The organism is Paenibacillus sp. FSL H7-0716, from assembly GCF_038002705.1.
In the GTDB taxonomy this organism is placed as follows: Bacteria; Bacillota; Bacilli; order Paenibacillales; family Paenibacillaceae; genus Paenibacillus_AQ; species Paenibacillus_AQ odorifer.
In genome coordinates this window covers 225,911-251,571 of the sequence record NZ_JBBODA010000005.1, presented here as the reverse complement: position 1 = coordinate 251,571, position 25,661 = coordinate 225,911, and the positions used below count along the sequence as shown (strand labels likewise).

The 25,661-nt window shown below is 43.3% G+C and carries 24 protein-coding genes; 8 read left to right on the top strand and 16 right to left on the bottom strand.

From position 1 onward, the window contains the following. Positions 1-8: 8 nt before the first annotated feature. From MHH60_RS09395 to rpiA, 5 genes are all read right to left on the bottom strand, one after another. Positions 9-3,170, bottom strand: a complete 3,162-nt coding sequence (locus MHH60_RS09395; RefSeq protein WP_076135506.1) for an MMPL family transporter — start codon at positions 3,168-3,170, stop codon at positions 9-11. Further along, positions 3,167-3,622, bottom strand: coding sequence for a MarR family winged helix-turn-helix transcriptional regulator (locus MHH60_RS09390; protein WP_038570382.1), 456 nt, complete (start codon positions 3,620-3,622; stop codon positions 3,167-3,169). Before MHH60_RS09390 ends, MHH60_RS09395 begins: the two co-directional genes overlap by 4 nt. A 171-nt stretch (positions 3,623-3,793) precedes the next feature. Beyond that, positions 3,794-4,234, bottom strand: a complete 441-nt coding sequence (locus MHH60_RS09385; RefSeq protein ID WP_076135504.1) for a GNAT family N-acetyltransferase — start codon at positions 4,232-4,234, stop codon at positions 3,794-3,796. 3 nt (positions 4,235-4,237) lie between these two features. Then, positions 4,238-4,714, bottom strand: coding sequence for a VanZ family protein (locus MHH60_RS09380; protein ID WP_081389002.1), 477 nt, complete (start codon positions 4,712-4,714; stop codon positions 4,238-4,240). Then, a complete protein-coding gene (gene rpiA, locus MHH60_RS09375) occupies positions 4,711-5,391 on the bottom strand; it encodes a ribose-5-phosphate isomerase RpiA (protein WP_143766711.1) in 681 nt (226 codons plus the stop codon). The genes MHH60_RS09380 and rpiA overlap by 4 nt, the downstream gene beginning before the upstream one ends. An 81-nt stretch (positions 5,392-5,472) precedes the next feature. Between rpiA and MHH60_RS09370 the strand changes: the two genes are divergently transcribed. Beyond that, complete coding sequence (locus MHH60_RS09370; RefSeq protein ID WP_076135500.1) at positions 5,473-5,670, top strand: hypothetical protein; 198 nt, start codon at positions 5,473-5,475, stop codon at positions 5,668-5,670. Between the two features lie 152 nt (positions 5,671-5,822). On the opposite strand, the gene MHH60_RS09365 is transcribed toward MHH60_RS09370, so the two are convergent. Next, complete coding sequence (locus MHH60_RS09365; RefSeq protein WP_076135498.1) at positions 5,823-6,278, bottom strand: hypothetical protein; 456 nt, start codon at positions 6,276-6,278, stop codon at positions 5,823-5,825. Positions 6,279-6,509: 231 nt separating this feature from the next. Between MHH60_RS09365 and fsa the strand changes: the two genes are divergently transcribed. After that, complete coding sequence (fsa, locus tag MHH60_RS09360) at positions 6,510-7,157, top strand: fructose-6-phosphate aldolase (RefSeq protein ID WP_036686257.1); 648 nt, start codon at positions 6,510-6,512, stop codon at positions 7,155-7,157. A 55-nt stretch (positions 7,158-7,212) separates the two neighbouring features. Here fsa and MHH60_RS09355 read toward each other — a convergent pair whose 3' ends face one another. The 3 genes from MHH60_RS09355 to MHH60_RS09345 form a co-directional block, all read right to left on the bottom strand. After that, a complete protein-coding gene (locus MHH60_RS09355; RefSeq protein ID WP_081389001.1) occupies positions 7,213-8,526 on the bottom strand; it encodes an MFS transporter in 1,314 nt (437 codons plus the stop codon). Positions 8,527-8,658: 132 nt separating this feature from the next. Then, the gene (gene helD / locus MHH60_RS09350; RefSeq protein WP_076135496.1) at positions 8,659-11,010 is read right to left on the bottom strand and encodes an RNA polymerase recycling motor HelD; all 2,352 of its coding nucleotides are present in this window, start codon (positions 11,008-11,010) and stop codon (positions 8,659-8,661) included. A gap of 219 nt (positions 11,011-11,229) precedes the next feature. After that, positions 11,230-12,273, bottom strand: coding sequence for an FUSC family protein (locus tag MHH60_RS09345; RefSeq protein WP_076125912.1), 1,044 nt, complete (start codon positions 12,271-12,273; stop codon positions 11,230-11,232). Positions 12,274-12,457: 184 nt separating this feature from the next. On the opposite strand from MHH60_RS09345, the gene MHH60_RS09340 reads away from it, so the two are divergent. Continuing rightward, positions 12,458-12,961 (top strand): hypothetical protein, encoded by a 504-nt coding sequence (locus MHH60_RS09340; protein ID WP_076135494.1) that lies wholly within the window; start codon positions 12,458-12,460, stop codon positions 12,959-12,961. 67 nt (positions 12,962-13,028) lie between these two features. Here the strand turns inward: MHH60_RS09340 and MHH60_RS09335 are convergent, their stop codons facing one another. After that, the gene (locus tag MHH60_RS09335; protein WP_239498773.1) at positions 13,029-13,682 is read right to left on the bottom strand and encodes a phosphatase PAP2 family protein; all 654 of its coding nucleotides are present in this window, start codon (positions 13,680-13,682) and stop codon (positions 13,029-13,031) included. Positions 13,683-13,781: 99 nt separating this feature from the next. Here MHH60_RS09335 and hfq point away from each other — a divergent pair, with 99 nt between their 5' ends. Then, on the top strand, positions 13,782-14,003 hold the full coding sequence (gene hfq / locus MHH60_RS09330; protein WP_036686247.1) for an RNA chaperone Hfq: 222 nt from the start codon (positions 13,782-13,784) through the stop codon (positions 14,001-14,003). A 137-nt stretch (positions 14,004-14,140) separates the two neighbouring features. On the opposite strand, the gene MHH60_RS09325 is transcribed toward hfq, so the two are convergent. Further along, the gene (locus tag MHH60_RS09325) at positions 14,141-15,247 is read right to left on the bottom strand and encodes a lactonase family protein (RefSeq protein WP_076135490.1); all 1,107 of its coding nucleotides are present in this window, start codon (positions 15,245-15,247) and stop codon (positions 14,141-14,143) included. 207 nt (positions 15,248-15,454) lie between these two features. Between MHH60_RS09325 and MHH60_RS09320 the strand changes: the two genes are divergently transcribed. Then, positions 15,455-15,790, top strand: coding sequence for a LytTR family transcriptional regulator DNA-binding domain-containing protein (locus MHH60_RS09320; protein ID WP_036686243.1), 336 nt, complete (start codon positions 15,455-15,457; stop codon positions 15,788-15,790). Positions 15,791-15,975: 185 nt separating this feature from the next. Then, a complete protein-coding gene (locus tag MHH60_RS09315) occupies positions 15,976-17,133 on the top strand; it encodes a peptidylprolyl isomerase (protein WP_076135488.1) in 1,158 nt (385 codons plus the stop codon). An 83-nt stretch (positions 17,134-17,216) separates the two neighbouring features. Here MHH60_RS09315 and MHH60_RS09310 read toward each other — a convergent pair whose 3' ends face one another. Both MHH60_RS09310 and MHH60_RS09305 read right to left on the bottom strand, forming a co-directional pair. Continuing rightward, positions 17,217-17,411 carry a hypothetical protein gene (locus tag MHH60_RS09310; RefSeq protein WP_076135486.1) on the bottom strand — a complete coding sequence of 65 codons (195 nt, stop codon included), beginning with the start codon at positions 17,409-17,411 and terminating at the stop codon, positions 17,217-17,219. Positions 17,412-17,482: 71 nt separating this feature from the next. After that, positions 17,483-18,082 carry a nitroreductase family protein gene (locus tag MHH60_RS09305; protein WP_076135484.1) on the bottom strand — a complete coding sequence of 200 codons (600 nt, stop codon included), beginning with the start codon at positions 18,080-18,082 and terminating at the stop codon, positions 17,483-17,485. A gap of 272 nt (positions 18,083-18,354) precedes the next feature. On the opposite strand from MHH60_RS09305, the gene MHH60_RS09300 reads away from it, so the two are divergent. After that, complete coding sequence (locus tag MHH60_RS09300; RefSeq protein WP_076135482.1) at positions 18,355-19,752, top strand: metallophosphoesterase; 1,398 nt, start codon at positions 18,355-18,357, stop codon at positions 19,750-19,752. Positions 19,753-19,850: 98 nt separating this feature from the next. On the opposite strand, the gene MHH60_RS09295 is transcribed toward MHH60_RS09300, so the two are convergent. Continuing rightward, on the bottom strand, positions 19,851-21,368 hold the full coding sequence (locus tag MHH60_RS09295; protein ID WP_076135481.1) for a copper amine oxidase N-terminal domain-containing protein: 1,518 nt from the start codon (positions 21,366-21,368) through the stop codon (positions 19,851-19,853). Between the two features lie 92 nt (positions 21,369-21,460). Beyond that, on the bottom strand, positions 21,461-22,129 hold the full coding sequence (locus tag MHH60_RS09290) for a TraX family protein (RefSeq protein ID WP_076135480.1): 669 nt from the start codon (positions 22,127-22,129) through the stop codon (positions 21,461-21,463). Positions 22,130-22,602: 473 nt separating this feature from the next. Between MHH60_RS09290 and thrS the strand changes: the two genes are divergently transcribed. Then, positions 22,603-24,516 carry a threonine--tRNA ligase gene (thrS, locus tag MHH60_RS09285; RefSeq protein WP_076135478.1) on the top strand — a complete coding sequence of 638 codons (1,914 nt, stop codon included), beginning with the start codon at positions 22,603-22,605 and terminating at the stop codon, positions 24,514-24,516. Between the two features lie 80 nt (positions 24,517-24,596). Here thrS and MHH60_RS09280 read toward each other — a convergent pair whose 3' ends face one another. Then, entirely contained in the window at positions 24,597-25,586 is a 990-nt protein-coding gene (locus tag MHH60_RS09280; protein ID WP_076135476.1) for an aldose 1-epimerase, read from the bottom strand. Between the last annotated feature and the right edge of the window lie 75 nt (positions 25,587-25,661).

Sequence of the window (25,661 nt, the reverse complement as noted above, 5' to 3'; positions counted from 1 at the left end):
TAGAGTGATTACATGTTTACATCTTGTTTAGTGGGTTCTCCACTTTGTTTGACCGCAAATGGCCACCAGTTCCCACGGCCGAAGATCCGCACCATAACAGGAACAAAAAACGGCAAGAAGATTAGTGCATACAAGGCCAATCCTACAAGCACCACTGTTGCAATCTGCATCATCGACAATACGCCTGAAGGGTACATCGATGCGAAGGTGCCGCCCAAAATAACTACCGCTGAAAGAATAACTGTTCCCATATTGCGCATGGCATGCAGGATCGCTTCCCGTACATCCCAAGTTTTATATTCGTTAAAGCGGGCCATTAAGAAAATACTATAATCTACACCAAGCGCAATCAGCATAACAAAGCTGAAGAATGGCGTTGTCCAGGTAATCCCTTCAAAGTGCAGAAGGTGAACGAATATAGCCTCTGTAACACCCAATGCTGAAAAATAAGTAATCAAAAGAGAAATAATAAGGTAAATCGGCATTACGATTGAACGAAGCAGCAACACCAAGATGATGAAGATCCCACCCAGCATCAAGATTACTGTACGTGTGTAGTCTTCGTTGGAAATATTACGCAAATCGTTCTGGCTGCTTGTAACCCCGCTGATTGCAGACTCTGCATTTTCCAGCTTTGTTCCCTTCACTGCACGATCTACTGCTGCTTGAATATCATCAACACTGTCAATAGCTTCTGAACTATATGGATTCTCAGTGAATACCACATCCAGCGTCATCACCTTACGGTCGTCAGACAAGTAGGTATTAAATACCTGCTCTATGCCTTCAGCTTCAAGAGCCTCAGCGGGTACAAAGAATCCACTAAGCTCATCGTCCTTAGCTGCTTGAATCTGATTCAAATAATCTTGCGCTGAGCCCAGCCCACTGGTAATTTGTTTCAAGCCGTTTGCACTGTCGCTTAATCCAGTAGTTAAGGCTCCTATCTGCCCTGTTAATTGACCAAACCCATCCGCAAGCTGCTGCTGTCCACCTTGCAATTGATCTAGGCCACTAGTAATGGATGGAATTTTATCTACGATCTGTCCTTGGCCTGCTGCGGCCTGCTCCAGCCCAGATTGCAGCTGACCGATGCCCGCAACAAGCTTAGCTAAACCTTGTGCGAGTGCAGTTTGCCCAGCCGAAGCTTTGGCATAGCCAGCATTCGCCTCATTTAAGCCTGCTGCTGCTCCTTTAAGCTGCTCTGAGATCTGCCCGAGACCCGCTGCCAGCTGTGCTGCCCCAGCACCACTCTGCGTTACGGTGCCTTTAATGGTCAGGTAATTAACATCCTGCAGAATTTCTGGATAACTGCTCTCAAGACCCGTAAAAGAACCATCCAGTTCCTTCAACGCTTCTGCCACACCTTGCAGCTGCTGCGGAAGCTGCCCAAGCCCTTGATCCAGCGCAGTTAAACCGCTGCCGATTTTTTTATATCCCTCCAGAAGCTTCGTATTGGCATCCGCAAGCTGCTTGGCACTAGCAGCTGCCTGTTGAAGTCCTGCTTTGATCTCTCCTGCACCAGCTGAGCCGCTTTTTATTCCGCTCTCAATACGTGCCAGCCCATCGCCTAACGCGACGATTCCATCTTTCAGTTCTGCTGTGCCTTCCGTCAGCTTAGCGCTGCCTTGAGCAGCTTCTGTAAGCTTAGGTGCATTTTCACTCAGCTGTTTACTAGCCTCAGACAATCCCGTTTGAATCTTGGTCAGTCCCTCACTGGTCTGATCCAGACCGTCAGATAAAGTCCCCACCTGATTCGGGATTAAGAAATCACTGATCAGCTCTCCCGTTGGACGAGACATGCTGCGCACCGATTTTACGCTGTCCACTTTTTCCAGCTCGCGGCTGATTTTTTCTGCAAGTCCAAGATATTCTGAAGTATCCATCCGGTCATCATTTTTGATTACGATCTTGCCAGGCATGGATTCACCCGGCCCGAAGCTATCCGAAATGATGTTAAATCCTTTTACCGAGGCATATTCTGAGCCAATTTCCTCCAAGCTGTTGAAGGACAGCTTTCCGCTATAGGTAACAAGGAACGGAGCTACGATTACTGCAACAATTAGCAGCGCGGCCCATGGTCTTTTTAAGGAAAAAGAACCTGCTGCTCCCCAAATACGACTCTCACTGTGCTCCAGCTTGCCGCGTGAAGGCCAGAAAAGCTTTTTGCCAAGTACCGCCATAAAAAATGGAACAATGGTTACAAGCGCCAGCAGCATAACCGCAATGCCCACGGCAACGGCTACCGCCGAGCGATACAGAATGAATTTGGATAATCCAATCGCTACAAAACCTACGAATACCGCAAGTCCGGAATAGAACACCGTCCCACCAGCCTTACGGTAGGTTGCAATAATAGCACTTTTGGTATCTTCTGCTGTCATCATTTCTTCTTTAAAACGACTGATTAACAGGATACAATAATCCGTACCGATCCCGAACATGACCGCAACCATAAAGATTTGAGTAAATGTAGATAATGGAAAATCATAACGGTCCACTAAAAAAGCCACAACGGACTGAGAAACAATATAGCTGAGTCCTACCGTCAGTAGCGGAACAAACGGTGCCACGAACGAACGGAACACCACGAACAGGATAAGTAAAATAAATACTACCGTAATATATTCCGATTTCTTAAGCCCGGCTTCCGAGCTAGCGATCATATCCTCAGTAATCAAACCCTCACTGGTTAAATAATGATCCGCCTTAACATCTGAGAGTAATTCATCCACTTTATCAGGAAGTGCGGTAACAGACTCTCCTCCGCCTTTGATAGACAACGCCACCATTATCGTCTTGCCATCCTTGGCAATCAACGTATCCTTTAGCTCACTTTGTGAAAAAGGATCGGTGATGGAATCGATCTGCAGCGTCTCCTTATTCACAGCCAACTTCTCAACACCCTGCTGGATACTAGCTGTTTCATCAGCTCCGATTCCCTCTGGATTATTGAATACAAGAGCTACCTGATGTAGTGTCTCTCCGCCCTTGTCATTCGCCGCTTCCTTTAAGATCTCTGCCGCTCTAGATGAGGAATAGCCATCAGGTACAGTAACCTGCCCCTTCTCACGTACAAGATCAGAGAACGAAGGGGCCGTCATGACCAAAACTACGGCCACAGCGAGCCAGATTGCGATAACCGCCCATCTTGCTTTTAGAATCGTCTTCATGGATTCTTCCCTCCATCATCATTCTGAATTAAATTCGCCAGCTTCTCGAACATCATGACGAACATTTCAATATCCTTCTCTTCAAAATGAAACAAATACGGGGAAATCACTTCATGTACCTGTGTCTCCGCTGCTTCAAAAACTTTTTTTCCGTGCTCAGACATCGACAAATACACCTGGCGGCGATCATTCTCGTCACGAGTTCGCTCGATTATACCCGCTTGCACCAATCTGTTGATGATTGCAGTAATGGAGCTTTTACCCACGCAAAAAGATTCAGCAAGATATGTAGACGTACATTGTTCCTGAGCATTAATCAACCGAAGAATTTGATACTGATCATTCGTTGTCTCCGCAGCAATACTATCTTTAATTCTCGCTGCTACTTGTCTTGTCACAATCAAATAAGCATCCATGTAGCGATTGATCCAATGTTGCACTTCGTTATCCAACGCTTCCTACCTCCAAAATATAGTTCAACTGTCGAACAGTTTCATTGTCAAACTATAATACCTGCTTTTATAAAAGTCAATTGGCTTTTTTCGGGCATTTAAAGACAAAACGCAAAAAAAAACAGGCCGAGATTCCTCTCGACCTGCCATTTTATGACCTTCAAAGACTTTTTAGTCCTCATCCTCGTTCTCTTCAACTTCGTATACACATCTTAACATTTCAATTCCGGCTTCATTCTCTCCTAAGCTGTACACCATGAACCCTAGACTGCGATAAAAATCTGCGGCGATTTCATCCTCAGTCTCAGCTACCAGATAACGCGGCTGACGAGTAGCGAGCAGCTCCAAAATCATCCCCCGTGCATAACCTTTCCCTCTATTCTCTGGCAAGACGGCAATATGCCGAATGTCCAAAGAACCGTCTTCGGTTTCTTCGAAGCCTACAAGACCAAGCAAGAGTTCTTCTTCTTCCCAGCCATATAACTGCAGCCCGGCTTGTTCGCTGTACTCAGACGAAGTCTGCACCAAAGCATTGGGGTCATCAATGACCGCATACGTTAACAGTTCGTTTACTTCAGGCGAACCAATAAGGGATTTAAGATCTACCAACATTGTTCACATTCCTCCTTCTCTGTTGCTTCTGTACCCGATTCGAAACATACCGTAACCTGTCCATATCCCTAACATATTTAACAATAGATCATCAATATCAAAGCTTCCCACATGCAGCAGCATTTGCAGAGACTCCAAAAGCAGGATGCAAGGAACAGCATATAAAGAGATTCTTATCCAAGAAATTGACCGTGTCTTTGCAAGTGGAATTAGTATACCAAATGGAATAAACACAACAACATTTCCAAGCAGATTCACAAACCTGCTGATCAGCGATAACCCGTTATTCATGTCGAAATAAAGTGACACCGTACGTAATGCAATCAAATTGTACTGAAGCGGGCCACCTGTATGGATCTCACGCCCAAAACCGATGAACATCCAATAGATAACAGTAGCACTATACAGAGTCAGCCCTATCCGTGTCAATGCTCTCAGCTTCCGTAAACTGCTAGATTCTCCAGATCTACGAATGATCAATTGCCCGGCTTAGCTTCTATAGTTTCAATGCTTCCATCTTTTTTACCCACAATAGCCATTGCTGCAATTCCAATAAATAAGCCGTGTTCCACAACTCCCGGAATATTTTGGATGGCCAGTGCAAGTTTAGGTGCGGACTCAATCGCTTCGAACCGGCAGTCTGCGATGTAATTGCCGTTATCTGTCTTGTACAGCTCTTCTCCGCTACGACGCAATTCAGGATTGCAACCCAGCTTGGCAAGTTCAGCCACAGTCCATTCCCATGCAAAAGGAACAATTTCCACAGGCAGCGGGAATTTGCCAAGTGTGTTTACCACTTTACTCTCATCAGCAATAACGATCATACGAGTACTGTTACTCGCAACAATCTTCTCCCGAAGCAACGCGCCGCCGCCGCCTTTAATAAGCTGTAGACTACTATCCAGCTCGTCCGCTCCGTCAATGGTCAGGTCCAGACTATCAATATCTCCAAAAGCTACGATTGGAATCCCAAGTTCACGCGCTTGTTCTTCGGAAGCACGGGAGGTTGCTACAGCAGTAATCTTTAGACCTTCACTGACGCGCTCACCAAGCTTGTTGATCGCCCAATAGGCAGTAGATCCAGTGCCAAGGCCGATCTTCATGCCGTCTTTTACAAATTCCACTGCTTTTTCCGCGGCTAATTGTTTAACATTGATACTCATTTTATTACCCCCATGTTATCCGTTATAATGATCTATGATGATGTTGAAATCACCTATTGTTCAGGAGGATTCCGGATGAGAACCGAAAACCAAATTCAATCTAAAATCAACGAATTGACACTGCAGCGCAGATCTCTGGAATCAAGATTAGCTTCATTAACAGAGAACAGCCCACAGCAAGATAACCTACAAACTCAGCTCACTAGAGTTGAAGATATGATCATGATGCTGGAATGGGTGCTTAATGCACCCGTAGGGAGATATCATGCCTAAGTGCTGACTGGCATCCATTATTTTACCAATCAATGTGCCGGTAGCTGTGTTTAACATAAAAGGCGATTGCTTTCGGCTGTTTGATTCTTTTTTATATCCAAATTTGTATTATGCTTTGCGCAGAGCAAAAAATCAATATTTTTCACCCTACTCTATGTATATTGTAAATTCACTGCATCCTCTAGATTGAGAATCATCTCTTTTTCTGTGTGATTAACCGTCCTGTGTAAATAGGATTTATGCTCAGAATACGCATCCAAAGGCATTGGCCTACTAATCTTGTCAAGCAGATTACGCTCGACATCAGCCAGTAAGTAATCACCTTTACCCGCAGCAACTCTGCACAGAATAATCATAGATACAGGCTTGTTCACAACAACTGCTCCATTCGACCGCGCAAATACAGTGTATTGAAATAACGGAATGGCCTCAGGTTCTTCAACACCAGCTGCACTAGATTGGTCAAAGATAGAATACATAAGGGAAGGATCACTTGATGAAGTACCGAGTTTCTTCTGATTAGACACCAACTTGCTGTTCTGATAGGCAAGGAATCCCGCTGCTGCCAGCACAAGCACAAGTAAAATAACCAATATTGCATACATCATCCCATCCCCACCTCCCACTCCAAAATAACAATTCCGGTTATATATTATCATGGAGGGAGGCCTAAGCCAATCTTATATTATCTGAAATTCAGCGCATACAGGTAATACTGTTTCTATAAAGTTATTTTGAAATATTCAAAATAACAGTTGAAACTTTGATTTGCATGTCTCATAATGTAAATATGAATGTTGCTTGTCAATCCATATGGAAATCAAGGGAGGAAATTTAAAATGAAGTTTTTCTTGGATACCGGAAACATTGAAGAAATCAAACGTATTACTCGCCTAGGACTAGTGGATGGCGTAACGACTAACCCTTCGCTGATCGCTAAAGAAGGAAGATTGTTCAAGGATGTTATCAAAGAAATCGTTGCAATCGTTCCAGGACCTGTAAGTGCAGAAGTAATCGGACTTACAGCAGAAGAAATGCTTAAAGAAGCATATGAAATTGCTGAATGGGCTCCAAACGTTGTAATTAAACTCCCTATGACTGAAGATGGCTTGGAAGCTTGTTATGAGCTTACTAAAAAAGGCATCAAAACTAACGTTACACTAGTATTCTCCGCGGCTCAAGGTTTGATGGCTGCTAAAGCAGGCGCAACTTATATCTCTCCTTTCGTAGGTCGTCTGGATGATATCGGTGTTGACGGAATGAAGCTGATCAAGGATCTGAAGACTATCCTGACTAACTACAACTTGAAATCCGAGATCATTGCAGCAAGTATCCGCAACATTGCTCATGTTGAGCAAGCAGCTATTGCTGGTGCACACATCGCTACAATCCCAGGTTCACTTCTGCCAACCCTCTGGAAGCACCCGCTGACAGATAACGGTATTGAACGTTTCCTGAAGGATTGGGAATCCGTTCCACAAGCCTAAGAATATCTTTTATTCTTTTATCAAGAGGGCTATCCACAAGCTGCGGCAACGTAGCTTAGGGATAGCTCTTTTTTCCATCCAGAGACATTGCAGAGGTTTGGCGAACACGTTTCGGCCAGATCGGACGAATTATCTTCTCTGTATCTTTAACGCCTGGCTCCCCCTTTTCCCCCTTACTCGGAGTTACTGCAAATAAGGTTAGCAATCCACCAATTGCCCCTACTGTAGCCATCAACGCAAACAAGACCCAATGCCCACTGCTTAGCAGCAACGATACCACCGGTGGCCCCAACGCTACCCCTATAAATCTCATACTACTATAAAGAGCGGTTATCGTGCCGCTGTTCTCCTTCTCAATCCCCTCCGTGATTAAAGCATCCATACAGGGAAGTACAATTCCGATGCCAACACAGCCTAAACCCATAAACCCTACTAAAAGATAAATGCCTTTGTTGAATCCTGCACAAATCATCGCCGCAGTCAGTAACACCATGCCCCCAAACCCGAGCCATTTCATTAGCGTTTTATTCTGACCAATGATCTTTCCTGTTCCATAGGAGGACAGACATAAGAGGGCAAGCGGTATCGCCAGCACAAACCCCTTCGTCGCCCCATGCATTTTATATTTAGTTTCCAGCATTTCTGATAAATAGAACTGGACACCAAAGGTCACAAACATACAGATGCCGCCTATGGCAAAAATAGCATACAACCAACGTCCCTTTTTACGTAAAACGCTCACAATTCCAGATAAAAACGCCCGAAGTTCCTGTTTCTCAGGTTCATCCTTTGCTTCGGGCTTTCGGACCAGAAATAAGACTAACAAAAATGAAATTAGACATAGAATGGGAATTGCAATAAAAGGAGCAAACCAGAGCCATATCCCAAGATAGGCACCAAGAATTGGACTGAGTACTTTACCAAACGTATTGGAGGTCTCAATAATTCCCAGACTTTTGCTCACATCCTCTTCTTCCTTAAACAAATCGCCTACAAAGGGGATTACAATTGGAAAAGCACCCGCTGCACCAATTCCTTGCAACAGACGCCCCGCTAAGATCACCCAATAAGCGCTAACCCCCTTCATAAACCAAGCAGCCACCACGCAGACAGCACCACCAATTGCGGCAATGATTAGACTCGGAAGAATAACCTTTTTTCGCCCAAAACGGTCTGATAGATAACCTGCAATAGGGATCATTACAATTGCCATCAATCCATACACGGTGATCAGCATACTGACTTGAAAAGCGCTAATGCCGAGTTCTTTGGAGATCTGCGGCAGAATAGGCAGCAGCATGGAGTTACCGAGGGTCATTATTAGTGGGATTGATGCTAAGGCAAGCAAATCCCATTTTCTTTCCTTCATGAACTGACCACCTTTGTCATTGTGTACAACATTCTTTATTGTGGTTTGTTCGCCCATCTTTATTCATGAAAACAAAAAGACCGTCCCTCCGCTGCTGCGAAAAGGACGATCTTAAAATGAAGAAATCTAGGGTTATAGCGACCCGGCGCTTAAAGTTGCCACATTAGCGGACGGAATAAAGTGACTAGGTTCACCCAGACTAAAAATATGCAGCAAGTGCATAGCCCGAGTGCAAGCCGTATAAAACAATTTGCGTTCACTTTCTCTGCCATATTGTTCAGCCGAGCCATCATAGATGACGACCGCATCAAACTCCACGCCTTTGGCTAAATAAGCAGGCAGAACCAGTGTCCCCTTCTGAAAATTCGGTGTTTCCTTTGTAACAAGTCTCACCGGCAGGCTACGATTCAGTTCAGCATGAACCCTTGCGCTTTCCTCCGCTGTTTTGCAGATGACCGCCACATAATGATATCCCTCAGAATGCAGCTTGCGGATATCCTGTTCCACAGCATTCAGAAGCTCCTTCTCGCTGGATACCACACTTAGCTGGGGCTCTTCTCCCCGCCGATTAAAAGGTACGATTCGTTCTCCTCCAGGGATCATTGACCGCGTAAACTCCACGATCTCATAGGTTGAACGGTAGCTTTGGGTTAAGGAGATCACTTCTGTGTTCTCTTCACCATATATACTTACGAGACTAGACAAATCCCCCAGTACCTCACCTTGCGCATAAATGGCTTGGTTCAGGTCGCCTAATACGGTCATTTTTGCTCTTGGAAATAAACGGCGCATGAACTCTAATTGGAATGGAGAGTAGTCTTGTACCTCATCTACAATCACATGGCGGATCAGTGTGTTGGTCCGGAAGCCTTGGCTTAACTCCTTCAGATAAAGGAATGGCGTAGCATCCTCATAAGCAAGCTCGTTCACTCCAATGGATTCCAATGTCTGCTCACAGATATCATCCCACACCACTGGTAAAGGATAATCTCCATTGAGGCGCGCCATAAGCTCGCGATCTGTAAATAACGTGCTGTACAAGCCCTTAACGTCCACAAATCGCCCCCGTTTAGTCCAACCACGCAGTGGTTTGAGCCGCTGGCTGACTACATAACGAGATAACACTTCTTTTTCCGTATCAAAATCGTCAAAGCTATCCTGCGAAGCTTTCTTCTTCCGACGCAACATTTGATATGCACGGTGATAATCGCTGGAATCCAGCAGCTCGATCTGATCTTCGACCCACTTCGCATTTCTTTCCTCATGGGTAAAATCTGCGATCTTCTTAAGCAGCCAGCGGATCATCAAGTCCACACGATTTGCAAGCTTTATGGCAGGATCGTACGCGTAGAACTGGCGTTCCATTTCTTCTTTACTGACCACGGCTTTCCCTTGAAACATTAAAGGTTTAAAAAGCATACCCTCTTGTTCCAACAACGTAGCATACCGCCGAATCGCATCGAGGAAAGGTACGGAAGATTTATAGGCAATGCCTTCTCTGCGTATAGCCACGTCTGGACCCTCAGGAGCATTAAGTAAACTTTCAGTCTGACTAAAGACATCTTCCAGCAGGAATTCATGTCCAAGACGATGTTCCAAATACATTTGAAACGTGGTTTGCTGCATATTTTCTTCGCCTAGCTCCGGGAGCACTGTAGATACATAGCTGTTAAACAGCGGATTCGGTGAGAACAGCAGCATTTGATCTGCTGATAATACTTCGCGGTATTTATATAGAAGATAAGCTACCCGCTGCAATGCAGCAGAAGTTTTTCCGCTTCCCGCTGCTCCTTGCACAACTAGCATCCGGCTTTTGTCGTTGCGGATTATCGCATTTTGCTCTTTTTGAATGGTAGCAACAATACTTTTCATTCGATCGTCAGCGCTATGACTTAGCACCTGCTGCAGCAGCTCATCCCCGATCGTAACCCCAGTGTCAAACATAACTTCAATTACACCGTCAGCAATAACAAACTGGCGTTTAAGATTCATTGTTCCGGAGACTAATCCTCCAGACGTCTCATAAGCAGCAGGACCTGGTGCTCCGTCATAATACAGGCTGGAGATCGGCGCACGCCAGTCATAGATCAAAAAGGTGCCATCATCCTCCATCAAGGATCCAATCCCTAGATAAATCTTTTCCAGCCCGCCCGTTGGTTCCTCTGTGAAATCAATTCGGCCAAAGTAAGGAGAGACAACCAGCTTTTTATATTTTTTCAGCGCCTTGCTTGATTGCAAATGATGACGTTCCCGTTCATTTAGGATTTGGGACTGTTGGCGAAGACTTGTTGAGGTTTCTCCCAAATCATCCGGGCTACTGAAGTTTACGGTTACCTCTTCCCAGAAGTCTTTCCGCATATCCACTACATCACTGCGATGAAGTCCAAGCTCCTCTGATAAATTGCGAATATGGGCGGACAAAAGCTTGGTTACTCCGTCAACCCGTTCCTGTTCCTCTTTCCACTGACTTTCATTGTTATCCACTACATTTCATCCCCTTTTGGAAGGTTGACATTCCATTTGAATCATGATATGATAAATTTGCATATTTATGTTTTTAAATGCATACTTATTCGATATCTTATCATTTTAGCAATTTCAGTTTGAGATTTCAAGTATACTCTTAAATAGATGATCCGGTCCCTGTGGAACCGGATTTTTTGCTGTTACAAAGCTTATATGTTGCTCTTCACAGGGTTATGTTTAGGCTTCATGCACAGATTCTTTATCCTCCGCTATACGATTCATCTGATCGGCCACTTTATCTAAGCGCTCCAATTGATATCCGTAATCATAAATCGCAGCAGCCACAACGTATAAACGCAACTGACCTATTTTCTCTGCATTATACCCCAAAATGGCGGTATTCAGGAATTCATCATTGTCTTCTCCCAAGGGTTCGGATTCATTGGCATTGGGCTTTAATTTGTCTTCAAACTTAAGTAAGATGTGCTGATGATATTTGATTAAATGTTCCAAATGATTATCAAATAGAGCATCTGTATGTTCGGTCCGATCCGCCTGGAAATAATGCCGATCTACGGCCTCGAGAACATCGTAACCTTTTTGCAAAGAAGCTAACAGGTTCTTATACACAACCATTTGTCTAGTCTGGCTATACTTGGCCCGTTTTAACTGCTTCTGCTCCTCCTCAAACAATGCATACTTATCCGCCAACGATTTTATGGATGAATGCAAGGCGTTTTTTTCATCACGAAATACACTTTCCTTCATCTCATGAGAAACCGCTGTTCTTAGTAATAAAGAGAGGCTTGAAAAAACATTCTCAATTTGCTTAATGTATTGCTTACGAGGTTTTGGTGGAACGACAATAATATTGATTAGAAATGCAGAAACAATACCTGTTAAAGTTAATAAAAAACGATTAAGTGCGAATTGCCATTCACCCGAAGCCTCCATCACTGTTATTACAGTAACTAACGTAAGACTTATCGTATCCGCCCGGTTGATTTTCATACTGATCATAATGACTAGAATACAGACCAAACCGACTGCTATTGGACTGTTGGATAACAGCATCCCTCCGAGTAAAGCCAGAACGGCCCCCATTGTACTAGTCGTGAGCTGGTCAAGAAAATAACGCCAAGAGCGATAAATAGAGGGCTGCATAGCGAAAATCGCTGCAATCCCTGCACCCACGGCAGAAGGAAATTGAAGCATTACAGCTAAATACAGGGCTAGCGTAACGGCCAAACCTGTTTTAAATATGCGAGCTCCTAAAGCCAAACCTATCCCTCCTAAAAATTAGCCCACGCTACCATATGAACATCAGCGAACCCTCGTACTTCTAATTACCCCAGCCTGGAGAGGATGAATTTTAAGAACATTTAAGCTCTCACTCATGTTTCTTTCAGCTTTCAGGGAATACTAATTCGAGTAGTGCCTATCACATAACATACGAGGTGAGTGAATGAATAACAATATCAAAAAATTAATGGCTTTCACAACCGTTATTTTTCTCAGCCTGTCTCCAGCTCTTGCGCCAATCGGAAGTGCTTCTGCTGAGAAAGTAACCTCCACAGCCACCGCACCTGGTGCCCATCCTTCAGAGAAAGGTCACGGTCACCATCCAGGAAAAGACGGAAAGGTTAGGGCTGGTGGACATTTCATTATTTTTGAAACGGCTAAACTGCTGGAAATGGATCGTACAGAGCTAATCAATAGCCTGAAAGCAGGCAAAACGCTCCCGCAGCTTGCTCTTGAGAAAAAAGGCTGGACGGAAGATCAATATATACAGAAGCTCTGCGAATCGGCAAATCAACGGCTGGATCAAGCCATCACCGAAGGACGTCTGACAAAAGACGAAGCCCAGAAGCTTAAAGCAGGTCTTCCTGCGATGCTGAAGCAAAGAATAAGCAAAATGGGGCAATTCCAGGATCGCAAAACATCTGAACAACATGTGACGACCCCTTAACCAATCTCTTACACATAAAGACGGATATCTTCATGCGTGATGAAAGATATCCGTTTTTGTATCTATCCTAATTCTTACGCGAGCTCTTGTAGATTTGAAATAAACAAATTGACAGCATCAGCCAAGCGCCACTAGCCATATACCCCCCAATTACGTCACTCGGGTAATGAACACCCAGATAGATACGACTCCAGCCAATCCCCACGGTCATGAATACGGCGAACATTATTAATAAGACCCGTTCATGCCTCCGCCGCAGATGACGCCACAGTAAAAAGGCAATAACGCCGTACAAAGAGAATGCTGCCATGGAGTGCCCGCTCGGAAAACTATAACCAATCTCTTCAACAATGCGATGTAAATTCGGACGTTCTCTATGAAAACTTAACTTCATTATTGTATTCAAGAGCTGTGAGCCTAATCCAACCCACAGGAACAAGATTAATTCAAATCGGTGTTTCAGCAAAAAATAGAGCAGTGCCATGGTAACGATAGATATGCCTATAGCGATCTTTGAGGAACCAATCAGAGATAAACCTTTGGCGAATGAGGTCAACCCCGGTGATTCCGCTGATTGCACCCCATCAATAATATAGTTATCAAAGGTTGATACCTTATTCACACTTACAAGGACAGCTATAACGGCGAAACAAGCAGCAAACCCTAAAAAAAAGCGAAAAGCTCTAGACCAGTTCTGATAATAAAGCATAAATACCTCCATGTCTATTCAGGTGACTGTTGATCTCATTTCCAGTGAGGGACTAACCCATGTTATAATTATTGAGAGAAAAAAATTCACAGAAGATGGAGTGCTGCCAAAGTGGAGAGTTTAAAATTGCAAGAACGATTGTTGAACCAGTTCATTTCCACAAAGGTGCCTGTGACGATTTTTACGACGAATGGTGTGAAAATGCAAGGGCTCGTTACCTCGTACGATGCTTTCACAATCACTTTGCAAGGTCAAGGTGATGGCAGGCAAAATGTTCTATTCAAATCTGCAGTATCCACTATTGTACCTCTTAAGCCCGTTTCGCTCAAATAGTCTTCTCCCTCATTACACCTTATCAACCAGATAATCACAGGCTTTTATTTTCAAAAAAAGGGAACACCGGACTTAATATCCGGTGTTCCCTTTAGCATTTCCCAAGATCACTAATTCACTCTTCAAATGGAGTAACTTTATGCAGGAACAATTACGGGCTTCACACATACCGGTTTGGATACTTCAGCTGTATTTCCAGTAAATTCGAGTCGGCCACTAGCCGCTTCAATTGAAAATACAACCAGGTTATTCGCATCACGATTTGCCACGATAAGATAAGCTCCATCTGGTGTCAATGCGAAGTGACGTGGATGTCCCCCACGAGTAGATACATATTCCAGATGTGTAAGCTTAGCAGATGCATTATCCACAGCATACACAGCGATATTGTCAGCCCCACGGTTTGAAGCGTACAGATATTTTCCGTCCTTGGTAATGGCGATTTCAGCGCAAGTATTCTCTTCGTTAAAATCATCAGGCAGCGTCGGCACTGTATCTACAGTGTGTAGAGTGCCTGCGGCACTGTCATATGTAAACGATGTAATGGTGGAATCCACCTCGTTAATTACATAAGCAGACTTTCCGTCTGGATGAAATGTGAAGTGGCGTGGTCCCGCTCCTGGATGCAGCACCGTATCACCATGCACTTCCAGTTTGTTGGTTTCTCTATTGATTCTATAGGCCCGAATTAAATCAAGCCCAAGATCAGATACAAACACATACTGCCCGTCCGGACTGAAAATAGCGGAGTGGGGATGAGGGCGGTCCTGCCGTTCAGGATGCTGGCCATGACCTGAATGTACGGCCACATCAACTAATTGATCCGCAGCTTTCTCTTCATTTAATTTGATCAAACCAACGCTTCCACCATGATAACTACATACAACAACGTATTCATCATTCAAATCTCTATTGATATGGCAGGTGGTTGTTTGACGGTTGCCAGAAGCAGGCATGGAGGGAATGCGTTTCAGTTCACTCAATTTCCCGTCCTTTGGATCAATGGCAAAGGTAACAACCTCGCCTTCTTTTCCACCCTCACCATTCGGTTTTTCTCCTATAGCATATAGACGTTTTTCAGCGGCATCTACATTAACAAAGGTAGGATTAGTTAAGCCCTGCACCGAATCCAGCAGCTTTAGCGTACCACCTGCAGCTCCATCGAATTCAAACACCTGCACTCCGCTTTCCGCGGCACTTGCATAAGAACCTGTAAACAGCAATAACTTATTCTGCTCATTCATCTCTATATTCCTCCTCAAAAGTATTGCTACTTCACACTCATTAGATGTGATCATCTATATAATCTACAATTTTTAAACGTTAATTACAAACGATAAAGTTAGAAATGTACGAAACAATTCAAAAATGGGTCTTTCCAACGATTAACTGTTGTGATATAATGAAAGCGCTAACATTAGTCTTTTATTCCGTATAAAGGGGGAACATGAATGAGTAGCATCCTGCTGGAAGCCAGAAATGTGTACGAGGACTTCGAGGTGGAGACAGACATTCTGTTCTTTAAGGTCGGGGACCATGATTTGGTCATTTTTCACGGCAGAAACTATAACATAAAAAAGAGAATGACTGCCGAGCAATTAAATCGATTGTTGTCCAATTCAAGTTATTATCATGTGTACGGTGGCTGTTATGTCAACCTGAACAAGATCAGCTCTATCGCAGATGACTGCATTTATTTCGGTGAAATGGGCCTGTATGCTAAAAACGTACGTGTCCCAAGACGAAAACAAGAAAGCATTCGTCATCTTCTGAAAGGACTGAAGTAGACATCTTATTCCCATTAGCCGGAAGGGCATGTTACTGATGCCATTTCCGGCTTTTTGCTTTTTATTAATAGAAACTTAAAAAGATCCTGCCTTTTTTTATACTTTCTTAAGGTTTAGGATTAGGATTTCTGTTAAAGTTGTAAATAGACAAGCAACACCTATATTGAAGGGAGTCATTACTAATAATGGACAAAAAAGATCTGAATGGAAATGAGAACTTAGAAAACAACGGTACCACGGAAGAAGAATTGAACACTTCCGAGATTATCAATGAAGAGGTTGAAGTAGCGCAAGTTGCTGCTGAGGAACCTGTGAATACAACAAAAGCAGACAGTATTCCAGTAATGAACAAGGTCGGTGCGAACAATACTACGCCACCTACACCTCCGACTGCTCCTAGAAGCAATAAAGCTTGGATGATTGCCTCTATCGTATTAGCTGCAGCACTAATTATTGTTCTGGTCGTCCAAAAAGACGACAGCAAAAAAGCTGTTGCAACAGTAAACGGAACAAAAATCACAAAAGAACAACTTTATGATAAATTGATCGAAGCAGGCGGAGAAAGCACGCTGCAATCTATGATTACAACTGAGCTTGTTGATCAAGAGGCTAAAAAAGCCAACGTAACTGTTACAGATGAAGACATCAACACTGAACTTGAAGATCTTAAAGCACAATTCGGCGGAGAAGCTGCCTTTAATGCTGCTTTGTCCCAAAGCTCAATGACTGTAGACGACTTGAAAAAGCAAATGCCGCTGCAAGTAAAGCTGCGTAAAATCCTTGAGCCACAAGTCACTGTAACGGATGATGAAATCAAAGAATACTATGACACAAATAAAGCTACTTTCAGTGAAGAAGAACAAGTTCGCGCTTCCCACATTCTCGTTGAGACTAAAGAAGAAGCAGATGCAATTCTGAAACAACTGAAAGAAGGCGCAGATTTTGCTACTCTTGCCAAAGAAAAATCCTCTGATACGGGTTCCAAGGATAATGGCGGAGATCTGGATTTCTTCAAACGTGGTGATATGGTAGCTGAATTCTCTGATGTAGCCTTTAAACTAAAAGTTGGTGAAACCAGTGATGCTGTGAAATCCGATTATGGTTATCACATCATTAAAGTAACCGACCATAAAGATGCTAAAGACTATACACTTGAAGAAAAGAAAGATGAAATTCGTAAAACTCTAGTTTCGCAAAAGGTTTCCACTCTGTCCTCCACTTGGTTGTCAGAAACAACTGAAAAAGCAAAAATTACGAACACACTTACTGACGCTAAAGAAGATGCAGCTGCAACAGCTGAGCCAACTGCAAGCGCAGCAGCAGGAAATGAATCCACTAAATAATTGTACCCGTCAAAAAGCAGGACAAGCGTTAATAAACGCTGTCCTGCTTTTTTTGTTTCTATGCTCAGGCCTTTGATTAAGCCTTAATGGCCTTTTTTACGGATTTGTTTATCGTGGTTCTCCCCCCACTCTTTCGCCTGCGCTGTGGCAATTGAAATCGCCCGCCCCTCCTCATAACCATCTTCGAGAAGCGCATTCGCAATATCGATTGCCTTATGGCGAACAGGTGCTGTGAAGTTCTTTAATGATTCTGGATAATCCTCTTTGTTCCATGGCATACAAAAAACCTCCTTAACCAGTCTATATACATACTTAGCCTGGTTAAGGAGGTTTCAAACGTTTATTTCACTTATTTAAAGACTTTAACACGATCTTCAACCGGTTGGAATTGTTTCTCACCAGCAGGAGTTACTGCCTTACCAAATGGCAATTGAGCAATCAATTTCCATTCTTGCGGGATGCCCCATGCTTCTTTTACTTCATCATCAATCAGTGGATTATAGTGCTGCAAGGATGCACCTACACCTGCTTCAGAAAGTGCTGTCCATACTACAAATTGCAGAATACCCGAGGATTGGTTAGCCCAAATTGGGAAGTTCTCCGCATATAGAGCGAAGTTCTCTTGCAGGCTCTTCACTACCGTTTGATCTTCGAAGAATAGTACGGAACCGTAACCGGCTTTGAAAGACGCTAATTTTTGTGCTGTTCCTTCAAATTGTTCGGCAGGAACGATTTTACGCAATGTTTCTGTAGTGATATCCCATAGCTTATCGTGTTGTTCACCAAGAAGAACAACGGCTCTTGAGCTTTGAGAGTTGAATGAAGTTGGGCTATGTAGCACCGCTTGTTCAACGATTTCTACAATTTGTGCATCCGAAATCGTAGATTCTTTACTGAGGGCATATATGGAACGTCTTCCTTTTACTGCTTCAAAGAAATTGCTAGACATAAAATAACTACCTCCATTAATTTTAGTAACTTACTTTTGTATATCTTAGCACCTTTTTTCTGAAAACACAATAGTTATTCACAACTTATTTTGTCGGATATATTCGTTGCCAACTCTTATTGTCGCATTTATGGGCTTAATTATGCACCTGATCTATTAATCATTAATCACTTCATGCGGGCTAGAAACTGCCCTCTTCCTTTTCCGATATACACCACGAGCTAAAATGCGCTACAATAGTGCAGCAAATGTATAGAAGGAAGGTTATAATCATGAAATTCCCAAGCGAGAAAGCCCTTGTTCGGCATAGAAAATCAGCCTTAATCTCATTGTTGCTGCTCCTTTCCCTGAGCTTGGCTCTAACTAGCTGTAAAGACACAAATTCGTCTAATTTAACCTCGACAGCACTAGATCCGAACGATCTTCACCCCCTCACTTTCTGGGTGGCAACGGATACTCACTTCTTAAATAAGAAGCTACAGGATGGGGGTACAGCTTTTCAAAAATATGTAACTGACGGTGATGGAAAAATGCTGCCTTACAGTGATGAAATCCTTGAAACCTTGGTTTATGACGCTGAGCAGCAGAAGCCTGATTTTCTCATCCTCAGTGGAGATTTAACAAATAACGGAGAACGCAGCAGCCATCAGGAGCTAACCCAAAAATTAAAGCGAATCGAAGCGCAAGGAACCTCCGTTTATGTCATTCCAGGCAACCACGATTTATTTAATCCTTGGGCCAGATCCTTCAGCGGGGATAAGCAGCTTGTTACGGATTCCATTACAGACAAAGACTTTACCACGATGTATGAGGATTTCGGTTACAAAGAGGCTGTATCACGTGATAAAGAATCACTAAGTTACATCGTTAAGGCAGCGCCAAATTTATGGCTCCTTATGATTGACAGCAGCCAATATCTTAACAATCAGAAATACGGTTTCCCCCAAACGGACGGTCGCCTAACCGCCTCTACCCTATCATGGATAGATAATTCTGTTAAACTGGCTGCCAAGGAGCACGCTTCTGTTCTCACGGTTATGCACCACAACCTACTAAGCCACACTTCTATGTCTGTTTCAGGCTTTAAACTGAATAACAGTCAGGAAACAATAAAGTTACTTCGTGAAAATGAACTTAACTTAGTCTTGTCTGGCCATATCCATATGCAGGACATCCGGGTAGACCCGGTAACTTCTTCGGAAGAAACACCAATTTATGATATCGCAACAAGTGCAATGGCTGTCTATCCACATCAATATGGAGCGATGACCTTCGATCCCCTGAGCAGAACCGTCAATTATGAAGCAACGCCCTTAAATGTAGAGGGATGGGCTAAAGCTAATGGCGTTACAGATCAGAATCTTTTAAACTTCAAGACCTATGCTGAGGATATTTTTGCTACAAACTCTTACAACAAAGCTATGGATGGTTTAAAAGAGAGCTCCTTTACGCAGTCTGAAAAGACATCGATGGCAGAGGTAATGGTCAAGCTTAATGTAAGATACTTCGCGGGGACAGCCAGCAGCTCCTCAGAAGATATTAAAGCGATGCCAGGCTACAAGCTTTGGGAAGGCCTACAAGAAGGTTTCTTAGGTGGATACATCCAAAGTATGACAGAGGATAAAGAGCTTAGTAATATATCCTTAGAGGTGGTATTAACGAAGCAATAACTGGATTATGCATTTCATATAAAAAACCCAGCCTCCACCCGCATTTATGCATCAGATGGAAGCTGGGTTTATTGTGTTAATTGATCGTTAAGATACAACTATTTCCGTACAATAGTAATCCAACCATCTTCATCTACCGACACAGTAGCATGAAGCGCTTCAGCAAGCAGACGCAAGGATACATATGCATCGCCATACTCGTCAACAAATACAGGTTGGGCAAGCTTTACAGTCGTGCCGTTAATCAAGGCTTCGGAAGAACCGATTTTGAATACCAGTTTATCTCCGTACACACCATCAGTAACGTTAATTGCACGATTTGCCGTATCCCATTCTACAGTAGCATCTAAATCTTCTGCCAAATAACGCAGTGGGATATAAGTAGTGTTCTTGTCTACAATCGGGTAATAATATTCGTCATCAGGTTCGATAACAATGGTTCTCTTCGTAATGCCCAGATCATCCTTCAATATACGATATACATCAGAATCTGGGGCAAAGTTTCTCAAAGTCTCTCCAGGTGTAAGTCCGGATGAAATATCAAGTGCACCTTCAGTACTGATTGGATCAGCAGTTACAGCACCGCCAATGTTCCAAATCTGACTGGAAGCTTTAAGCGAGAGGCTCTTCAATGGGAAATCCTCGGTACCCGGAAGCGCCACTTTCAGATCAACATTCTGTTTACGTACATGCAGAGCACTATCAACGAAAATATCAACAGATAACTTCGTATCCTTACTCAACACGGTCTTAATCTCAGGAGTTGATTTGTAAAGACTGTCCACTTGATTGTCATATACTAGCAGCAATGCATCAACAGCCAATTTGGCAGCATCATGCAATACAGTTACGACAGCTTCTTTATCATCCAGTGGAATATCTCCGAAACCCAGATTGAAAATATCGCCAGAACCGTCTTCATCCATAGCTTTGATCACAGGGTACAGATAGTCATAAAGACCACCCACCAATTCAGTAAAACCTTCTGTGTCTTTGGAAACAGACTTCAGGAAGCCTTTTAACAATGCAGGAAGCTCATCACCAGTCACTTCTGCATGCAGCTTCGTCATGTTCAACTGCTCACCATACACAGCATCACTAACCGGTGTAATGTTGATTACGCCAGGATTAGGAAGATTCTTAACAACGAATTTCGTCAACAGCTTACTGACATCTTCAGCTTTTGCCGTATCCAAGCCTACTTCACCTAAGATTTCATCGTATCCTTGTACAGGGAAGTAGAACGGTTGTTTTGCTCCTTCAACTGTAAAAGCAAGTGTTTGTTTGTCCATAAACAAGGTGAATGGAATATTCAATTGTTTATAACCAACAGTTCCTTGGGCCGATAAACTCCCATTATCTTGTAACTTAGCTTTACTAATATTCAAGGAAAAAGAATTAATAAGATCAACCATTTCCTTATCTTCCGCGCTAATTCCCTCTATGGGCTCAGCATTCATGGAAAAAGTCATACTGGATTCTGATGATTTAACATCAACATCCCCAATCAACGCCTTATTAACATCGACCCCCCCTACCGACTGACAGCCGGCAAGAACTAGCATCAGTGCGACAAAAGGCAAAAACCACTTCAATTTCGCTTTAACTCTACTCATAGCATGTCTCCTTCATCTTATTTTGTGAAATCAATCCATTATCTCAGCTAAGGTAAGTTTTGTAAATCAAAGTTCCTTTTATTGTAAAATGTTTAGATATTCAACAAACTTCGCCATTCGATCTGAGCCCAATCCTTGTAAATCACAGCCTTAACTATCGCCAGCATCAGTAAATGTGCAGGATAAAATGACCACCACATCCAGCGCGGAACCCGGTGCCGCTCCAAGCGATTCCAAATTAAAGGCGTAAAAGCAATCAGCAAGGTAGGTAAAATACTGAGCATCTGTACAACCCAATAATTATAAAACATATAGAATAGATTCAGTGCCAGATGGGCTCCAACAAGCCAGTACGATTTCGTGTAACGAAAAATCAATACTAAGAGCAAACCGTACGCATTATAATCTATAGGGTAATAATCCATTAACACTATAGCTGCAATTACCACAGGTATACCAAGCCATAATGAAGGCAGCTTGTCCAAAATAACCAGTACGATTGCTGACAGCAATAACGTAAACACCACGTTCCAGCCACCAGAATTTAGCGCTAGATTATAGGGAATCTGGGCAATAATCGCAATCAAGAGCAACCGAAATAAATATTTAGGTCTGGATGAAGTATGGATATGTCCCTGCACAAGCCCATAACAATAAATTGGAAAAGCTATTCTCCCTACATATCTCCAAGCAAGATTCTCCGGGAAAAAGATATAGCCAATATGGTCAATTAGCATCGTCAGCATGGCAATAATCTGCATTACAATCCCCCTTAAACATGTTGAAATATAAATTCGCCAAGTCCTTCCTCATTTCCTTTACCGATAAGCAAATGAAGACCGCGGAGTAACGATCATCCGTTTTCTGTGCACCTCCCCCCTTGACTTTATCGAATACTATTGAGTAATATTAACTAGCAACAGAATATGGCAATGATCAAAGACATGATTTCCTACACGAACTGTCCAGAGAGAGAAGTCCAGGCTGCAAGCTTCTCCAGTTACCGGTTGTGAAGTTACCCCTTTGTAGCCGTGGCGCTGAATCCGTAGAACTTTGTTTTTTCGGTAGTATGCGGCACCGATTTATCCCCGATATCGGATACCAATGAGGTCCTGTCTATATGACAGGTCGAATTAGGGTGGAACCACGAGCTGAACGCACTCGTCCCTTTCTGGGAGAGATGCGTTTTTTTGCGTTCACAACTAACAATATTTGAGAAACGGAGGCTAAAATCATGAAGATCAAGGTAACACTGCAAGATGGAACAATTAGAGAGGTACTGCAAGGAACAACGATTAAAGAAGCAGCAGGTGCCATAAGTACCAGTCTGAAAAAAAATGCTGTAGCTGGAAAAATTGATGGAAAATCTGTTGATCTAAACCAAGCGATCGAACATGATTGCCGGCTCGATATTGTTACGTTGGATAGCAAAGACGGTCTTGAGGTTTATAGACACAGTACTGCACATATCATGGCGCAGGCCATAAAACGTATATATGGAGATAAAGCTGTCCAGCTAGGTATAGGTCCTGTTATCGAAGACGGCTTCTACTATGACATTGATATTGAGAAACCTCTATCCACTGATGATCTTGCTGCAATCGAACAAGAAATGGCGAAAATCATCCAAGAGAATCACCAGATTGTCCGCCGTGTGGTGAGCCGCACAGAGGCCATTAAACTTTTTGAAGAGCTGAATGAGCCTTTAAAGCTGGAGCTTATTCATGATCTGCCGGCAGACACAGTATTAACTATTTATGATCAAGGTGAATTTTCCGATCTTTGCCGTGGGCCACATCTTCCCTCTACTGGCTTGGTCAAAGCCTTTAAGCTGTTGAATGTAGCGGGTGCCTACTGGCGTGGAGATTCCAATAACAAAATGCTGCAACGTATTTATGGAACTGCCTTTCCTAAAAAAGCGCAGCTAGAAGAACATTTACTGTTTCTTGAAGAAGCTAAAAAACGTGACCACCGTAAGCTCGGCAAAGAACTTGAGTTGTTCATGTTCTCTGAAGAAGCGCCAGGCATGCCTTTTTATCTTCCCAAGGGAATGACAATCCGTACAGAGCTTGAGAACTTTGCCCGGGAATTACAAAGACAGAGAGATTACGATGAAGTTCGTACACCGCTGATGATGAACAATCGGCTTTGGGAGCAGTCAGGGCACTGGGATCACTACAAGGACAATATGTATTTCACAGATGTAGATGAAACAAAATTTGCCCTTAAGCCGATGAACTGCCCTGGGCATATGCTAATTTTCAAAAATAATCTGCATTCCTACCGGGAACTGCCTATCCGTATCTCGGAATTTGGTCAAGTGCATCGCCATGAATATTCCGGAGCATTGAACGGGATGATGAGAGTCCGCACTTTCTGTCAGGATGATGCTCACCTCTTCGTTTTACCAGAGCAAATTGAGGATGAAATAAGACGGGTAATCTCACTGATTGACCATATTTATCAAGTGTTCGGCTTTGAGTATAAGATTGAATTATCTACTCGGCCAGCAGATTATATGGGATCTGAAGAATTATGGGATCAGGCTGAACAATCTTTACAAAATGTATTAGACAATCTCGGGATCGAATATCGTGTGAATGAAGGGGATGGCGCGTTCTATGGACCTAAGATTGATTTTCATATCTTAGATGCGCTAAAACGAAGCTGGCAATGTGGAACAATCCAACTAGATTGGCAAATGCCAGAGAAATTCGATCTTACTTACATCGGGGAAGATAATCTTAAACATCGCCCGGTCGTAATCCATCGCGCTGTTTATGGGTCGATCGATCGTTTTATGGGGATTATTACTGAACATTTCGCTGGAGCTTTCCCACTGTGGCTCGCACCTGTTCATGCGAAGTTGTTGCCAGTCTCTGAGAACTATGTTGACTATGCACTGCAAGTGAAGCATCACATGGAGAAGGCTGGCATTCGTGTCGAAGTAGATATCCGAAATGAGAAGTTAGGCTACAAAATTCGTGAAGCTCAGCTTGAAAAAGCACCTTACATGCTCGTACTTGGAGAGAACGAAAAAAATTCCGACACTGTCTCTGTAAGAAAACGTGGTGAAGGTGATCTTGGTTCGAAGAGTATCCAAGACATCATTGAACAGATTAATGAAGAGATTATTAGTAAGAGATAAATTTAAGGGGCTGTCTAATCGTAGAAAAACTACGTTTGAGACAGCCCCTTCTTTATAACCTATTCATATTCACATGAACTCTATTTTACGTACAGGCGGCTGCTTTCTTCCCAATATTCGCCTGGTTTCAGGCTGAACAAGCCGATTTCATCAGCAGGAAGATCTACCATTGGTGCATTCACCAAGTTAATTTGTGGCTCAGGGCAGAAGAACTGCTCTGTAGCACCGTTATTCCAGATCATCCATTGTTTGTACGAAGTCCCTACATCGTACACCAAGGTTACTCCAGCTTTGCTATCGGTAAGCTCCATCCGGTTGCGTCCGTTCTGAGGTGCAGCCGTGTAGTGATTGTCCATAGATGCAAAATATGGATTCACACCTTCTTCACGAAGCTGAACTTCTCCTGGCTCCAACGCCTGGAACTTGCCTGTTGGCAGCATGCGGTCGTTGAGCTCCCAGCGCTCGCCAATAGTAGCTTTTACGCGATAATCTTGTGCACTGCTTCCTGGTGCGAAGGGTGCGTTAATGGCAGTGTGGAATGCCAGCAAGCAAGGCATCACATCTTCTCCATCATTGTGTACCAGCACCTGTTGAGATAATCCTCCTTCGCCGAGGGTATACCGCAATTTGATCGTGTACTTATGTGGCAAATATTGATAAGAAGGATGATTCTCATCCACCTTGATGAATACGGTTACGAAGCTTTCAGTCTTACCGCTGCCAAATTCTTCGACTTCCCAAGCTGCAGTATGTAAAAATCCGTGTAAATGGTTGCCCGTTGCAACTTCATTTACTGGGAATTGATAAGTTTGACCATTCCATGGAAATTTACCATCCTCATAACGATTTGGAGGAAATAATACAGGAATTCCGTGAATCCCCGGACTTGCCTTAAAAGCTTCCATTTCTTCAGCTCCAGGCTCATGCAGGAAGCGATATCCGTTTTCGGTATCACGGAAACAGATCAGGTTGCCGCCAATGCCCGGCAGAATAGCTGCCTCATAACGACCGGCTTTCAACCAGATAGCTGCTTCTCCTTCATATTGTCCTTCATACGCTGTGATTGACATAATATATTGTTCTCCCTTCCAGTGTCTGATAATTGTCTCCACTTGATAGATTACCACATCTAGTCATGAGGTGAC